This is a genomic window from Aliisedimentitalea sp. MJ-SS2, from assembly GCF_032586155.1.
GTDB lineage: Bacteria > Pseudomonadota > Alphaproteobacteria > Rhodobacterales > Rhodobacteraceae > JAWHTC01.
Window position 1 is genome coordinate 594027 of sequence record NZ_JAWHTC010000001.1, and the last position, 15528, is coordinate 609554.

The following is a 15528-nucleotide window of genomic DNA, read 5'->3' on the forward strand; positions in this document are numbered from 1 at the left end:
CCCACCCATTGAGCTGTTGATCAAGGCGGTGCTGTGGTGGTTGCCCACCCCGCCCGGACGCGGGGGCGACAATTGCAGCCGTCAATCCCACCGGAAGAACCAGTAGCGACTGTTTTGCAGACCGGAGGTGTGCACAGTGCTGGAGCCCGTGCCCTGATCGACGATGTCGTTACAGTATTCGTACTAATCGATCGCCAGGGCGATGGCTGAGTCGCGGGTGATCGGAGGGGTTTTGTCGTGAAACTCAACCGCGTCATGCGTGAATACCATGGGCACGGCGCCGAACCGGCCACGCCATGTGGGGAAAGCGGCCACGTGATGGGCGGCCGGATTGATCAGTTGCTGGCGATCAGCATGAACAGGGCAATCAGAAAACGCATGAGCAATAGGCCGGTTTGGGCGGGGGTTTATAGGAGGGGCCGACATGGGCGGGCAATGGGCAGCGCGTGGGAACGCATGGGACGTGGCATGGGAAATCGTGGGATCGATCCGGGATTTGGGTCAAAAACTCGAATCAAACCGGCTTGAATGGCCGCGATTCGCGCGGAAAAGTGGCTGGAATCGGTCGGATTTGCTGGATATATGAGGCGTGTCGCGGAAAAAATGGGAAATCGTGGGAAGTTTTTTGACGTTCACTCTGGTTACTAGATGTAGTGGGTGGTTGCCGCGAGTTCCGCTAGGTTCGGTGCCATTTTGGTCAAATTAACCCCTATATCTTGTTCTGGAGGGGGTCCTGAAACAAGATGATGTGCCGTAATCCCGTAAAAAACAGTTGATACCCATGAATTCCCACGCTATCCCTGTATTCAAGATGAGGACGGGAATTAAGGGGCACCAAACGACCCCGAAACAAAAAACTCCCTAAGTCAGGTTTCATACAGGCACCCGCTTCATCCGAAACGAAGAGATCCGGCGCGCGGGCGAGCAGACATCCCCCCAGGTGGCGCGCGCAGCTGGACACCCCGCATAGCGGGACGAGGGCGGCGGATCGATCAGTGGCAGCAGATCGATCCGCCGTTTCCGTTTTCAAGCCCCGGATGTTCCGGGCGCAAGAGGTAAAGAGGACCAAGGGACAGTGGGCCGCAGGTTCAGAGGTGAAAGCCACCACAAGGTGGATGCGAAAGGCAGGGTGTCTATCCCGGCCTCGTTTCGCCGTGTGCTTGAGGCTGGAGATCCCGATTGGACCGAGGGGCTGAACCCGAACCTGGTGATCGTTTACGGAGATCACCGCCGCAATTACCTTGAATGTTACACGATGGAAGCCATCGACGAGGTCGATGACAAGATCGCAGCGCTGCCGCGCGGCTCGATGGAGCGGCGGATGTTGCAGCGGATGTTCCATGGGCAGAGCTTTCCGACAAACGTGGACGAGACCGGGCGGCTGGTGCTGCCGGCGAAGCTGCGCGAGAAGATCGAGCTGGACAAAGAGGCGTTCTTTATAGCGGCGGGCGACACGTTCCAGATCTGGAAGCCCGAGACCTATGAAGAAGAGGAACTGTCGCGGACCGAGGCCTGGCTGGACGAATTGCCGGATGATTTCGATCCATTGATCTATCTGGATCAGGCCAAGGATCAGGCCGGCGGCGGAGACGGCGCATGATGGCGGAGGAGGTCGAGACCATGGCCGACGCTCCGCATATCCCTGTCTTGTTGCGCCCGCTGATGCGGGCGATTGCACCTGTAAAGGGGACTTGGCTGGATGGCACCTTTGGTGCGGGCGGTTATTCACGGGCGTTGCTGGAGGCCGGGGCCGAAAAGGTAATCGGTGTCGATCGCGATCCGCTGGCCTTTGAGATGGCGGCGGGCTGGATCGGCGAGTATGGCGACCGGCTAGAGCTGGTGCAGGGGACGTTTTCCAAGCTGGATGAATATGGCAGCGATCTCGACGGGGTTGTGCTGGATCTGGGGGTGAGCTCGATGCAGCTCGATCAGGCCGAGCGCGGGTTTTCCTTCATGGCGGATGGGCCGCTGGACATGCGGATGAGCCAGGAGGGCACAAGCGCCGAGGATATTGTCAACGCGGCCGAAGAAGGCGCATTGGCGGATATACTCTATCACTACGGCGAGGAGCGGGCGAGCCGCCGGATTGCCCGAAATATCGTCCGGGCGCGGGCAGAAGAACGGATCATATCCACGCTGCAACTGGTCGAGATCATTGAGAAATCCTTGCCCAGGCCGAAACCTGGTCAGAGCCATCCCGCAACGCGGTCTTTCCAGGCGCTGCGGATCGCGGTGAACGATGAATACGGCGAGTTGGTTGCCGGGCTGGAAGCGGCCGAGCGGGCGTTGAAACCGGGTGGGCAACTGGCGGTGGTGACGTTTCATTCGATCGAGGATCGAATGGTGAAGAGGTTTTTCCAGGCCAAGGCGAGCACGGGAGGCGGCAGCCGATACGCACCGGAGATTACCCGCGAGCCGCAATTCACGGTCAAGAACCGCAAGGCCATCGGGCCAGATGAGCAGGAATTGGAGGAAAACCCGCGCAGTCGCAGCGCCAAGCTGCGGGTTGGCGTGCGCACCGAGGCCGCGGCGGGGCCGGTGGACAGAAAGGCAATTGGTATGCCGCATTTGGGGAGAACGCGCATATGAAAAGCCTGCTTTACGTGATCACGTCGCTGTTGGTGATCGGGCTGGCCTTTTGGGCTTATCACGAGAATTACAAAACCCAGGAAGCCCTGGGTGAAACCGACGATCTGCGCCGCGATATTGGCGAGCAGCGCGCCCGGCTGGGGATGTTGCGTGCCGAATGGGCCTATCTGAACCGGCCCGACCGGCTGCGCGAGTTGGCCGAGATCAATTTCGAGCGCCTGGGCCTGTTGCCGCTGGCCCCGGATCAGTTTGGTCGCGTCGATCAGGTGAGCTACCCGGCGCAGAAGACGCTGCTGAATCTTGAAAACGCCGTAGATGTCTCGAGCGACGGAGGTGAGGAATGATCCGCACACCGCTGCGCCCGTTGGCCCGTATTCTCGAAGCCCGTGCCAAGGGTGAAAACCCCGACGCGATCGAACGCGAAAACACCCGTCAGCGCCATGAGGAAATGCACGAAGGGTCCCGCGCCCGCGCCGAGGGGCGCCTGCTGGTTCTGGGGGTGGTGTTTTTCTGCGCCTATGGTGTGATCGGCACACGCATGGGGATGATGGCCAATTCCGAACCGGTCGAGCCGCGTGCAGCGGCCAGCGCGGCACAGATCATTGCCCAGCGGGCCGACATCGTCGACCGTCACGGGCGGGTGCTGGCGACGAATTTCGAAACCCACAGCCTTTATGCCCATCCCCAGAACATGATCGAGCCCAAGCGTGTGGCCGGGGAACTGGCGGCAATCTTCCCGGATCTCAAGCGGGAGCGGCTGATGAAGGACTTCACCGGCAAGCGCAAGTTCGTCTGGGTGAAGAAGAAGATCAGCCCCGAGCAGAAACAGGCGGTGCATGATATCGGCGACCCCGGATTGCTGTTTGGCCCGCGCGAGATGCGGCTTTACCCCAATGGCAAGCTGGCGGCCCACGTGATGGGCGGAGCCAGTTTCGGCAAGGAAGGGGTGGACGCGGCCGAAGTGATCGGCGTGGCCGGCGTGGAAAAGATCAAGGACGGGTTCCTGCGCGATCCGGCCGAGGCGGGCAAGCCGCTGCAATTGTCGCTCGACCTGACGGTGCAGGCGGCATCCGAGCGGGTGCTCTACGGTGGCATGAAGCTGATGAATGCCAAGGGCGCGGCTGCTGTGTTGATGGATGTGCACACCGGCGAGGTGATCAGCATGGTTAGCCTGCCGGATTTCGACCCCAATGACCGGCCGCAGGTGCTGACCGAGGGCGATGCCTCGGACTCTCCGCTGTTCAATCGGGCGGTGCAGGGGGTTTACGAGTTGGGTTCGACCTTCAAGATTTTCACGGTGGCGCAGGCGATGGAACTGGGTCTCGTAAACCCGTCGACCCCGATCAACACCCGCGGGCCACTCAAGTGGGGTAAGCACAAGATCCGGGATTTTCGTAATTATGGCAACGAGTTGAGCACCACCAAGGTGATCGTCAAAAGCTCGAATATCGGCACCGCAAGGATTGCCCAGATGATCGGCGCCAAGCGACAGAAAGAGTTTCTGGGGGCGCTGGGCCTGTTGGAACGCTCGCCGCTGGAGATCGTCGAGGCCAAGGGCTCGACCCCGCTGGCGCCGCCGAAATGGTCGGAGATTTCGACCATGACAATCTCTTATGGCCACGGGCTGTCGGTCAGCCCGATGCATCTGGCCGCGGGTTATGCGGCGATTGCCAATGGCGGGACACGCATCGTGCCGACGATCCTGAAACGCGACGGTCCGCAATATGGCGAGCGGGTGATGAGCGAGCAGGTGGCCGCGGCGAGCCGTGATATGCTGCGCAAGGTGGTGACAGAAGGCACCGCCAGTTTCGGAGACGTGCCCGGCTATGCCGTAGGCGGCAAGACCGGCACCGCCGACAAACCGAAACCGCGCGGCGGCTATTACAAGGACAAGGTAATTGCCACCTTCGCCAGCATGTTCCCGGCGCATGACCCGAAATACGTGCTGATCGTGACGCTGGATGAACCCGAAACCCATGTGATGGGCGAGACGCGGCGCACGGCGGGTTGGACTGCGGTGCCGGTGGCGGCGGAAATGATCAACCGGGTGGCCCCGCTGCTGGGGCTGAGGCCACAGGTTGAGCCCGGGCAATTGGCTGGTATAACGCTGACATCGAATTAAGCCAAAACGCAGGGCAGGTGGGCAGATGGGCGATCGGGCGAAAACGCTGAGCGAATTGGGCCTGACCGCCTTCGCTGGCCGGGACGCGATAGTAACCGGGCTGGCGGTGGATAGCCGCGAGGTCAAGGACGGCTATCTCTTTGCCGCTTTGCCCGGCACGCGGGTACATGGTGGCGAGTTCATCCAATACGCGCTGCGCATGGGGGCGGGGGCGATTCTGACCGATGCGACAGGTGCGCAGATTGCCGAGAAAGAGTTGGCCGCGAGTGACGCGGCGCTGGTCGTGAGCGAAGATCCGCGTCAGGTGCTGGCCTATACCGCCGCATTGTGGTTCGGGGCGCAGCCCAGGACGATGATCGCGGTGACGGGGACCAACGGCAAGACATCTGTTGCCAGTTTTGCCCGGATGATCTGGGCCGAGCTGGAACATGAGGCGATCAATCTTGGAACCACGGGGGTTGAGGGGGCGTGGAGCGCGCCGCTGGCCCATACCACACCCGAACCGATCACGCTGCATCGGGTTCTGGCCGAAGCGGTGGAAAACGGCGTGACCCATGCGGCGATGGAGGCGTCTTCGCATGGGCTCGCACAAAGGCGGCTCGATGGGGTGCACCTCATGGCCGCCGGGTTCACCAACTTCACCCAGGATCATCTGGATTATCACGACAGTTTTGACGAGTATTTCGACGCCAAGGCGGGGCTTTTTCGTCGGGTGCTGCCCGATGAGGGCGTGGCGGTTATCAATATCGATGATCCGCGTGGCCCGGACATGGCGGCAATTGCCGGGGGTCGGGGCCAGCAGGTTATGGCCGTGGGGCGGACCGAGGGCTCGGATATTCATCTGACCGCGCAAAGATTCGATGCGACCGGGCAGGAAGTGTTTTTCTCGTGGAAACAGAAGGGGTTCCGCGCCTATCTTCCGCTCATAGGCGGGTTCCAGGCCGAGAACGTGCTGCTGGCTGCCGGGCTGGTGATTGCCTGCGGAGAAGAGCCCGAGCGGGTGTTCGAGACGCTGGAACACATGGGTGGCGTGCGCGGGCGGATGGAACTGGCAGCGCAGCGCGGTAACGGTGCGGCGGTTTTCGTGGATTACGCCCATACGCCGGACGCGGTGGAGACGGCGTTGAAGGCGATGCGTCCCCACGTGCCGGGGCGGATCATTGCCATTGTCGGTGCCGGCGGCGACAGGGATGCCGGGAAGCGGCCCTTGATGGGGCGTGCGGCGGCCGAGAACGCCGACGTGGTGATCGTGACGGATGACAATCCGAGGGGCGAGGACCCAGGCCTGATCCGGGCGGCTGTGATGGAAGGCTGCCCCGAGGCCAACGAGGTGGGAGACCGGGCCGAGGCCATCCTGCGCGGGGTTGATTTGCTGCAACCCGGCGATGCGCTGTTGATTGCGGGCAAGGGTCACGAGACCGGGCAGATCGTGGGCGACGATGTGCTGCCGTTTGATGACGTGGAACAGGCCAGCGTGGCGGTGGCGGCGCTGGAAGGGGGGCTGGCATGAGCTTGTGGACCAGCGCCGAGGCCGCGGAGGCCACAGGTGGACGTGCGGTGGGTGAATGGGTTGTGGATGGCGTGTCGATTGATACCCGCACGATCAAGGCCGGCGACCTCTTCGTGGCGTTGAAGGCGGCGCGCGATGGCCATGATTTCGTTGCGCAGGCGTTGGACAAGGGGGCAGCGGCGGCTTTGGTGTCCCGAGTGCCCGAGGGCGTGGCCGAGGATGCGCCGCTGTTGATCGTGGATGATGTGTTGGCGGCGCTGGAGGCAATGGGCCGCGCGGCACGGGCACGGACGGATGCACGGGTTGTTGCCGTGACCGGGTCGGTCGGGAAGACCTCGACCAAGGAGATGCTGCGCGAGGTATTGAAGCGGCAGGGCCGATGCCATGCGGCGGAGGCCTCATACAATAACCAATGGGGTGTGCCGCTGACATTGGCGCGGATGCCGGTGGATACGGAGTATGCCGTGATTGAGATCGGCATGAACCACCCCGGCGAGATTGCCCCTTTGGCAAGGATGGCGCGGCCGCATGTGGCGATGATCACCACCGTGGCGCCGGCCCATATGGAAGCCTTTGAAAGCATTGAAGGGATTGCCCATGAGAAGGCGGCAATTCTGGACGGGCTGGAGCCCGGTGGGACTGCGGTTCTGAACGCGGATCTGGGGACGACGCCGATCCTGACCAGCAAAGCGGATGCGGTGGGTGCGGTGAAAGTGATGTTTGGCGAGGCCGCCGAGGACTACCGGCTGGAGCGGGTATCGTTGGTCGATGAGACCACGATTTGCGAGGCACAGGTGGGGGATATGTCGATCCTCTACAAGATTTCCACCGCCGGGCGGCATTTCGCGATGAACGGGTTGGGGGTGCTGGCCGTGGCCGAGGCACTGGGCGCGGATCGCGACATTGCGGCCACCGATCTGGCCCATTGGCAGCCGCCTGCGGGGCGGGGTGCACGCGAGCGGATCGTGCTGGATGATGCAGTAAGAGCAGAGCTGCAGCTGGTGGATGATGCCTATAATGCAAACCCGACTTCGATGGCGGCTTCTCTTGAGGTTCTGGCCGCCGCGACACCGCAAGACCCGAAAACTGGCCGACGCGTGGCGATTCTGGGTGATATGCTGGAGTTAGGACCGACCGAGGCGGAAGACCACGCAGGAATGGCCACTTTAGCCTGGATGGCATCCATTGATGCGGTGCATTGTGTTGGACCGCGCATGCGGCACCTGTTCGATGCGCTTGATCCAGTAAGACGTGGCGAGTGGGTCGAGACTGCCGACGAGATGGTGAGGCGTGTTCAACAGCTTGTTCGTGCTGGCGACATTGTCTTGGTCAAAGGTTCGCTCGGGTCAAAAGTCAGCCTTGTCGTTGACGCGATCCGAAAAATGGGCCATCCGGCCCGGAACAATGATGGGGACGCGTAACGCATGTTGTATTGGTTGACGGCACTCAGCGATGGCGGGGATTTCTTTAACCTCTTCCGCTATATCACCTTCCGGGCCGGGGGGGCGTTCCTGACGGCGCTGCTCTTTGGGTTTCTGTTCGGGCCGCCGCTGATCAACGTGTTGCGCAAGCGCCAGGGCAAGGGACAACCGATTCGCGACGATGGCCCCGAGGGACATTTCGAGAAGGCGGGCACGCCGACCATGGGCGGGCTGCTGATCGTTGGCGCGCTTCTGACCTCGACGCTTCTCTGGGCGCGGCTGGATAATCCGTTTGTCTGGTTGGTGCTGTTTGTGACCATGTCTTTTGCCGCCATCGGGTTCGCCGATGACTATGCCAAGGTGAGCAAGCAGACCACCGCAGGCGTGTCCGGTAAGATACGGCTATTACTGGGATTTCTGATCTCGGGCATCGCCGCCTACTGGGCCACGATGTACCACCCGGAGGCGTTGCAATACAAAGTGGCGCTGCCGGTGTTCAAGGACACGCTGATCAATTTCGGGTACCTGTTCATCCCCTTCGGGATCATTGTCATCGTCGGGGCCGCCAATGCGGTGAACCTGACCGATGGTCTGGACGGGCTGGCGATCATGCCGGTGATGATTGCCGCCGGGACGCTGGGTGTGATTGCCTATGCGGTGGGCCGGGTCGACTTTACCGAATATCTGGACGTGCATTACGTGCCGGGCACCGGTGAGATCCTGATCTTTACCGCTGGTATCTTTGGCGGCGGCCTTGGCTTTTTGTGGTACAACGCGCCGCCGGCGGCAGTGTTCATGGGTGACACCGGGTCGCTGGCGCTGGGTGGCGCACTGGGCGCGATTGCGGTGGCGACCAAGCACGAGATCGTTCTGGCCATTGTCGGTGGGCTTTTCGTGGTTGAGGCGCTGAGCGTGATCATCCAGGTGCTGTATTTCAAACGTACCGGCAAGCGGGTGTTCCTGATGGCGCCGATCCATCACCATTACGAGAAAAAGGGCTGGGCCGAGCCGCAGATCGTGATCCGGTTCTGGATCATCTCGCTGATCCTCGCCATGATCGGGCTGGCGACGCTGAAGGTTCGGTAGTCGCGCTTCCGCCTTTACGGGCGGTCTCGCTGGGGGAACTCACTGGGGGAACTCACATGGCACGCAGGGCGTTGGTGACAGGCGGAAATCGAGGCATCGGCAGGGCCGTTGCGGCTGGGCTGGTGCGACGTGGCCATGACGTGGTGATCGGTGCGCGCGATGGCGCCAAGGGGGCCAAAGTGGCCGCCGATATCGGGGCGACCCATGTTGTGCTTGACCTCGACCGTCCCGAGACCATCGCGGCAGGGCTGGAGGGGATCACCGGCTTTGACATCCTGATCAACAATGCCGGGGTGCTGTTTGAGCGACCGATGCTGTCCAACCCGGGTGATTTTGCCTCGTCCATGGCGGTGATGGTGCAGGCGCCCTACGAGTTGATCCGGCTTTTAAGCCCGCGCATGGCACAGTTGCGATATGGGCGGATCGTCAATGTCTCGTCTGACTGGGGCAGTTTTTCCGAAGGGCTGGGCGGGCCGGGCGCCTATGGCGTGGCCAAGGCGGCGTTGAATGCGCTGACGGTGACGGTGGCCCGCGAATTGCCCAGCTGTGTCAAGGTCAACGCCATGTGCCCGGGCTGGGTCCGCACCCGGATGGGCGGCACCGGGGCCAGCCGCAGTCCCGAGGAGGGCGCGGAAACCGCGTTGTGGCTTGCAGCCCTGCCCGAGGACGGGCCGACGGGCGGTTTCTTCCGCGATCAAACGCCATTGGACTGGTGAGGTGCGGCGATTTGCGCTAGCCCTTTGGGTCAAGCAAAGGAGTTGCGCATGATCCCTGTGAGAGGTGTTGAAGGGGCAAGGCTGGTCGTGTTGGGCCTTGGCCGGTCGGGATTGTCGGCGGCGCGGGCCTTGCGCGCGGGCGGGGCCGACGTGGCGTGCTGGGACGACAATGTCCAGGCGCGCGAGGCGGCGGAAGGTGAAGGGTTTCAATGTGTTGACCTGATGAAGCCGGGGGCGTGCGAGGGGGTGTCGTCACTGATCGTCAGCCCCGGAATTCCGCATCTTTACCCTGAGCCCAACCGGGTGATTGCCGCGGCCTGGGCGGCGGGTGTGCCGGTGGACAATGACATCGGGTTGTTCTTCCGGTCTCTCGGAGGCCGCGAATGGGACCATTTCGACGTGATGCCCCGGGTGGTGGCGGTGACCGGGTCGAACGGGAAATCGACCACCTCGGCGCTGATCCACCACGTGTTGGAAGAGGCCGGGCGTGACAGCCAATTGGCCGGGAATATTGGCCGTGGCGTGCTTGATATCGACCCGCCGGGCGATGGCGGGGTCGTGGTTCTTGAACTGTCGTCCTACCAGACCGACCTGGCGCGCAGTCTGACGCCGGACGTCGCTGTATTCACCAATCTTTCGCCCGATCACCTGGACCGACACGGCGGCATGGGCGGGTATTTCGCCGCCAAGCGCCGGCTGTTCGCCGAGGGTGGACCGGATCGCGCCGTGATCGGCGTGGACGAGATCGAGGGGCAGTATCTGGCAAACCAGTTAGCGGAAGGTAAATCCGACGACCGGGTGATCGACGTATCGGTGGAACGCAAGCTGTCGGGGCCGGGATGGCATGTGTTTGCCAAGAAAGGGTTTCTGTCGGAGTACCGCAAGGGGCGGCAGGTGGGCTCGATTGACCTGCGCTCTGTGGCGGGCTTGCCGGGGTCGCACAACCACCAGAATGCCTGCTGCGCCTACGCGGTGTGCCGCTCACTGGGGCTGGCGCCGCGCGAGATTGAGCAGGGATTCCAGAGCTTTGGCGGGCTGCCGCATCGCTCGCAGCTGGTGGGTGAGAAGGACGGTGTGCGGTTCGTGAATGATTCCAAGGCCACCAATGTCGAGGCGGCGGTGAAGGCCTTGCAGGCGTTTGACAAGGTGCGTTGGATCTGTGGCGGGCTGGAGAAGGAAGGCGGGGTTTCCGGGCTTCTTGAGGCCGCTGGATCGGTTGAGAAAGCCTATGTCATCGGCCGCGAGGCGGCCGGGTTTGCCCTGCAATTGCAAGGGGTTGAGGCCGAGGTCTGCGGGGATATGGCGACGGCCGTGGCCCGGGCATCCGAGGAGGCGCAGGCAGGGGAGGTTGTGCTCTTGGCCCCGGCGGCGGCGTCGTTCGACCAGTATGACAGCTTTGAAAAACGCGGTGAACATTTCATGGAGGAAGTGCACAAGCTGTTGTGAGCGGTGGTGGGATGAAATCCCACCCTACGGCTACTGGCAAATGCCCTTGGTCTGGGCGCCATCCCAAGGGATGGTGATGTCCTTGGGGATGCGCAGCTTGCCCAGCGGGAAGGCCGATTTCAACAGGGATTCCAGTCGCTTGGTGCGGGGCGCCTGCGGGTCGAGCGCGGTGCAGCAGACATATTCCTCGACGATGCTGGCCTGCTGTTCATAGGCATAGTCGAGGAACTTGGTTTTCGTATTGATATCATAGAGATAGGGGTCTTCGCCCCATTCGTGCTCATTGGCGGATTTGATCGGGGTATATCCGGTGATCTCGCGGTTCTGCCATTGCCAGACATGGGTCAGTTCGTGGGCGAACAGCATGGCGGCGAAGAGGTACATACTCTCCGGGTAGCCATGCAAATAATCCTTTGAAAAATAGGGTTTAGCGTAGAAAACCTTGTTGTGAATCGCCACTGCGGCGGGGCCGACGGTGATGGTTTCACTCGTGGGTTCGGGCCAGATCCGCTCGCGACAGGCGAGGCGCGGGCGTTTTTGGCGTTTATAGGTGACCTTGCCGATGATCGCGCCGTCGTTGAAACGGATGCGGTCGGTGGTGATGGTCTCGCTAAAGAGCTGATGCGCAAAGGATTTTTCGCCCGGGGTGAGCGGGCGGGCGCAGGCGGAGAGCAGCAGAAGGGTGAGGAAGAGGGTGACTCGCATGGGTGGGAGTTTATGGGGAGTTGCGGCATCGTGCGAGGGGGTTAATGGGGGGATTTAACCGAAAATTAACAGGCTGGTATCCGTCTGCTTCCTGTCGGCTATCTGTCGGGCGTTCGGTGGGGCAGGGTTTGGGTAGGGAATGGGTTAAGGGGGTGTGCGGTGGTGCCGGGCTGAACCCCGGCCTACGTGGCGGGCAACAGAGGGTCGCGCCCGGCCACGAGGGTGGGCGTGGGTCTGTTTGGCGCTGGGGGGTGTCTGGTTGATCGGGTGTCGGATGGGGCGACGCTCCCGGCATTTCGCGCCCGCCCTGGGGGGCGGGGTCGGGCGCGAACCGGTTCGCAAGCGATCCGGGTGTGCTAGTTATTCAGCTGAGAATAGGATGGGGCTGACAAGCTAGGCGGTCCTTTTACCATGTTAAGTATGGTATCAACGGGTCCCAGATGGTGAGCTGTAGAACCCGCAAAAGCAAATCTATACTAGGTATTAATAGAAGCAAGTAGCCAACTGTCGCAAATGTTAGGCAGATGACGAGTAATGGTCGGCGCTTTCGGCTCTCCCTGAAATAGGTTTCGCGTAAGATTGAAAGGAGTACATTTTCGTGCCTTTTTTTGGCTTCACTAAAATTCACACGATCGTACCCTACAAGTTTTTGATTTCTATCTTCCTTAATTAGTTCGTTTTTCCCGCTGCCTGCCCAAGAAGCTTCTTGCCAAAACAAGTCCCAATCATCCGTGTAATACTTCCCGTCTATGGTCAGCGGATCAAATTTGGAATGGTGGATTTCCTGATGTAGGCGAAGGAAAGTTCCAGCCGTCCCGTATTTCAAGAAATAGTCTGCGTAGCCTTGGCTAGTTTCGGAAACTTTGATCGCGTACGGTCTAAATATCCGATAGAAAGTGTTTGCCGCGGCAAGGAGTAAAAAGCCGAAGAAAATGAACCGGACTCGGCTTTCAGAATCGAGGAAAAAGGTAGTTTTTACTTCGTTTGTGAGGTTTTCAAACTCCAAATGATCGGTAACGTAGTCGTTAAAGAGAACGGCGTACCCAATTATTGGCACCAGAAACGAAGCTTTAGCGGCGTACCCGTTTAGGAACTCTGAATAGTCATCCCATGTGAAATTGTACGAGAACACCGACCATCTGAGCTTTATCCACTCAAACATCCAACTCCTCCACGAACCGGGCGTTCTCCTGAATGTACTGGAACCGCAGCTCGGGTTTCTTGCCCATCAGGCGTTCCACAAGGTCGCCGGTTTCGCCGGGTTCGTCCTCGTCTATGGTGACGCGGATCAGGGTGCGGGTGGCGGGGTCCATGGTGGTTTCCTTGAGGTCCTTGGCGTCCATCTCGCCCAGACCTTTGAAGCGTTGCACGTCGATCTTGCCCTTGCCGCCAAGGCCCTTTGCCATGACCTCGTCCTTTTCCGCGTCCGAGGTGACGTAGACGCGTTTTGCGCCCTGGGTCAGGCGGTAGAGGGGCGGGCAGGCGAGGTAGAGGTGGCCGTGGTCGATCAGCGGGCGCATCTGGGTGAAGAAGAAGGTCATCAACAGGGCGGCGATATGGGCGCCGTCGACATCCGCATCGGTCATGATGATGATCTTTTCATAGCGCAGATCATCGAGGTTGAACTTGGTGCCCATGCCGCAGCCGAGGCTTTCGCAGAGGTCGGAGATTTCGGCGTTGGAGCCTAGTTTTGAGCTGGCCGCGCCCAGCACGTTGAGGATCTTGCCCTTGAGCGGCAGCAGCGCCTGGGTTTTGCGGTTGCGCGCGCCCTTGCCGGAGCCACCGGCGCTATCACCCTCGACGATGAACAATTCGGTACCGGCGCGGTCGGAGTTGGAGCAATCGGTGAGCTTGCCGGGCAGGCGCAGGCGTTTGGTCGCCGATTTACGGGCGGTTTCCTTTTCCTGGCGGCGGCGCAGGCGTTCCTCGGCGCGCAGCACGAGGAAATCGAGGATCGCGCCGGCGGATCTGGTGTTGGACGCCAGCCAGTGGTCGAAATGGTCGCGCACCGAGTTTTCGACCAGGCGTTGGGCCTCGACGGTGGCGAGGCGGTCCTTGGTCTGGCCGACAAATTCGGGTTCGGAGATGAAGCAGGACACGAGGGCGCAGCCGCCGGAGGTGAGGTCATCGCGGGTGATCTGGGCGGCCTTGCGGTTCGAGGCAAGCTCGCCGTAAGCCTTGATGCCCTTGAGGATCGCGGCCCAGAACCCGGCGACATGGGTGCCGCCCTCGGGGGTGGGGACGGTGTTACAGTAGGACTGGATGAAGCCATCCCTTGAAGGCGTCCAGTTGATCGCCCATTCGACCTTGCCCGGGGTGCCGAATTTTTCCTTGAAGTCGACGGCGCCGGCGAAGGGGGCTTCGGCGTAGGTGGAGGCGGCGCCGAGGGTTTCGCGCAGGTAATCCGACAGGCCGCCGGGGAAGTGGAAGGTGGCCTCGGTTGGCGTCTCGCCGTCGTCGATGGCGGATTTCCAGCGGATTTCGACGCCGGAGAAGAGGTAGGCCTTGGAGCGTATGGATTTGAACAGGCGGGCGGGTTTGAACCGGTGCTTGCCGAAGATTTGGTCGTCGGCATGGAAGGTGACGGTGGTGCCGCGCCGGTTGGGGGCGGTGCCGACTTTCTCGACCGGGCCAAGGGGCAGGCCGCGCGAGAAGCGTTGCTCGTAGACTTCCTTGTTGCGGGCGACCTGGACGACCATCGAGTCGCTGAGGGCGTTGACCACCGAGGCGCCGACGCCATGCAGACCGCCAGAGGTCTGATAGGCCTTGCCGGAGAACTTGCCGCCCGCATGCAGGGTGCAGAGGATGACTTCCAAAGCGGACTTGTCGGGGAATTTCGGGTGCGGGTCTACGGGGATGCCACGACCGTTGTCGCGGATGGTGATCGAATAATCCTCGTGCAGCTCGACCTCGATCCGGTTGGCGAAACCGGCGACGGCCTCGTCCATGGAGTTGTCGAGCACTTCGGCGACGAGGTGATGCAGCGCGCGCTCGTCGGTGCCACCGATATACATGCCGGGGCGTTTGCGGACAGGTTCGAGGCCTTCGAGGACTTCGATGCTGTCGGCGTTGTAGTCACCGCCGTGGGCGGGGGAGAGAAGATCGTCGGCCATATGCTGCTCTTTTTGTCTTGGTTGGCGTCATTATGGCAGAGGGGGGCGGGTGGGGGAAGATGCCTGTTGGTCTGTTTCGGGGCGGCAAGAGGCTGTGGAACCTCCAGAGCACTGATTTCCTCTGGAGGCTGACCGTGCTTAGCCCGGCATTTTCTCGAAGGCCGGAATTCCGTCTTCGAGGACGGTCGCTTTCATCTTGCTCGACGTGTAGACATTTACCTTCGGGGCGAACTCTTCGTGTTCGTTGATGACACCGGCGCGTATGCCGAGCATGCCTTCGCGGGAAGAATTCTGCGTGAACAGCGGTGTTCCACAATTGCTGCAGAAATGCTTGGTCATTGTGCTGCCGGCATCCGAGCTGTGCTGGAAGGTTTTTGGCGTGCCGGTGATCTTCACATCGTCCTGTTTCATGAACATCAGTGTGGCATAGGCGCTCCCCGTGGAATGTCGGCACGCGGTACAGTGGCAGTTCGCCATGACTGGCACATCACCATCGGCTTCGAATGAGATGTCGCCACAGAGGCATTGTCCGGTAAGCTTTGTCATTGGGTTCCTTTCGCGTTTCGCAACATTGCCATGACGACACTAGGGCAATGGCGATAATCATCAAGGTCAGAGCAAAGGATTGAACGACTGGGTTCCAGCATTGAAGCTGACGCCAACCTTCGTTGGTGCGCTCACTGCTGTTGATAACCACAACTTGAACGGGGAACCGCGTGCTCCCTCCCGATACCGTGCAACCAACACGGGGTAGAATGACTGCTGAGCGGGAGTAGCCGAAGCAGGCGACAGACCACTCGCAAGAGGTGGGAGTGGTTCT

At 61.2% G+C, this 15528-nt stretch carries 14 protein-coding genes and 1 pseudogene; 9 read left to right on the plus strand and 6 right to left on the minus strand.

Features of this window, described 5'->3' with window-relative positions; translation table 11 throughout:
- Positions 1–81: 81 nt before the first annotated feature.
- Both RXV86_RS22045 and RXV86_RS02815 read right to left on the minus strand, forming a co-directional pair.
- Positions 82–171, minus strand: a pseudogene (locus RXV86_RS22045) (hypothetical protein); the annotation flags it as partial.
- A 12-nt stretch (positions 172–183) separates the two neighbouring features.
- On the minus strand, positions 184–315 hold the full coding sequence (locus RXV86_RS02815) for a hypothetical protein (RefSeq protein WP_316297294.1): 132 nt from the start codon (positions 313–315) through the stop codon (positions 184–186).
- Positions 316–1075: 760 nt separating this feature from the next.
- On the opposite strand from RXV86_RS02815, the gene mraZ reads away from it, so the two are divergent.
- The 9 genes from mraZ to murD are packed head-to-tail and all read left to right on the plus strand — an operon-like array spanning position 1076 to position 10890.
- Complete coding sequence (gene mraZ, locus RXV86_RS02820; RefSeq protein ID WP_316297295.1) at positions 1076–1600, plus strand: division/cell wall cluster transcriptional repressor MraZ; 525 nt, start codon at positions 1076–1078, stop codon at positions 1598–1600.
- Positions 1600–2589, plus strand: a complete 990-nt coding sequence (rsmH, locus tag RXV86_RS02825; protein WP_316298425.1) for a 16S rRNA (cytosine(1402)-N(4))-methyltransferase RsmH — start codon at positions 1600–1602, stop codon at positions 2587–2589. Before mraZ ends, rsmH begins: the two co-directional genes overlap by 1 nt.
- Entirely contained in the window at positions 2586–2933 is a 348-nt protein-coding gene (locus RXV86_RS02830) for a cell division protein FtsL (RefSeq protein ID WP_316297296.1), read from the plus strand. The genes rsmH and RXV86_RS02830 overlap by 4 nt, the downstream gene beginning before the upstream one ends.
- Positions 2930–4711, plus strand: coding sequence for a penicillin-binding protein 2 (locus RXV86_RS02835; RefSeq protein ID WP_316297297.1), 1782 nt, complete (start codon positions 2930–2932; stop codon positions 4709–4711). The genes RXV86_RS02830 and RXV86_RS02835 overlap by 4 nt, the downstream gene beginning before the upstream one ends.
- Positions 4712–4736: 25 nt before the next feature.
- The gene (locus RXV86_RS02840) at positions 4737–6221 is read left to right on the plus strand and encodes a UDP-N-acetylmuramoyl-L-alanyl-D-glutamate--2,6-diaminopimelate ligase (protein WP_316297298.1); all 1485 of its coding nucleotides are present in this window, start codon (positions 4737–4739) and stop codon (positions 6219–6221) included.
- Entirely contained in the window at positions 6218–7642 is a 1425-nt protein-coding gene (gene murF / locus RXV86_RS02845; RefSeq protein WP_316297301.1) for a UDP-N-acetylmuramoyl-tripeptide--D-alanyl-D-alanine ligase, read from the plus strand. Before RXV86_RS02840 ends, murF begins: the two co-directional genes overlap by 4 nt.
- Positions 7643–7645: 3 nt before the next feature.
- Positions 7646–8728 (plus strand): phospho-N-acetylmuramoyl-pentapeptide-transferase, encoded by a 1083-nt coding sequence (mraY, locus tag RXV86_RS02850; protein ID WP_316297302.1) that lies wholly within the window; start codon positions 7646–7648, stop codon positions 8726–8728.
- 56 nt (positions 8729–8784) lie between these two features.
- A complete protein-coding gene (locus RXV86_RS02855; RefSeq protein ID WP_316297304.1) occupies positions 8785–9444 on the plus strand; it encodes an SDR family NAD(P)-dependent oxidoreductase in 660 nt (219 codons plus the stop codon).
- Between the two features lie 48 nt (positions 9445–9492).
- Positions 9493–10890 (plus strand): UDP-N-acetylmuramoyl-L-alanine--D-glutamate ligase, encoded by a 1398-nt coding sequence (gene murD / locus RXV86_RS02860; protein ID WP_316297305.1) that lies wholly within the window; start codon positions 9493–9495, stop codon positions 10888–10890.
- Between the two features lie 30 nt (positions 10891–10920).
- Here the strand turns inward: murD and RXV86_RS02865 are convergent, their stop codons facing one another.
- From RXV86_RS02865 to RXV86_RS02880, 4 genes are all read right to left on the minus strand, one after another.
- On the minus strand, positions 10921–11595 hold the full coding sequence (locus RXV86_RS02865; RefSeq protein WP_316297306.1) for a hypothetical protein: 675 nt from the start codon (positions 11593–11595) through the stop codon (positions 10921–10923).
- Positions 11596–12001: 406 nt separating this feature from the next.
- On the minus strand, positions 12002–12757 hold the full coding sequence (locus tag RXV86_RS02870) for a hypothetical protein (protein WP_316297307.1): 756 nt from the start codon (positions 12755–12757) through the stop codon (positions 12002–12004).
- Positions 12750–14708 (minus strand): DNA topoisomerase IV subunit B, encoded by a 1959-nt coding sequence (gene parE / locus RXV86_RS02875; protein ID WP_316297308.1) that lies wholly within the window; start codon positions 14706–14708, stop codon positions 12750–12752. Before parE ends, RXV86_RS02870 begins: the two co-directional genes overlap by 8 nt.
- Before the next feature lie 138 nt (positions 14709–14846).
- Positions 14847–15254: a GFA family protein gene (locus RXV86_RS02880; RefSeq protein WP_316297309.1), complete on the minus strand. Its 408-nt coding sequence runs from the start codon at positions 15252–15254 to the stop codon at positions 14847–14849.
- Positions 15255–15528: the final 274 nt, after the last annotated feature.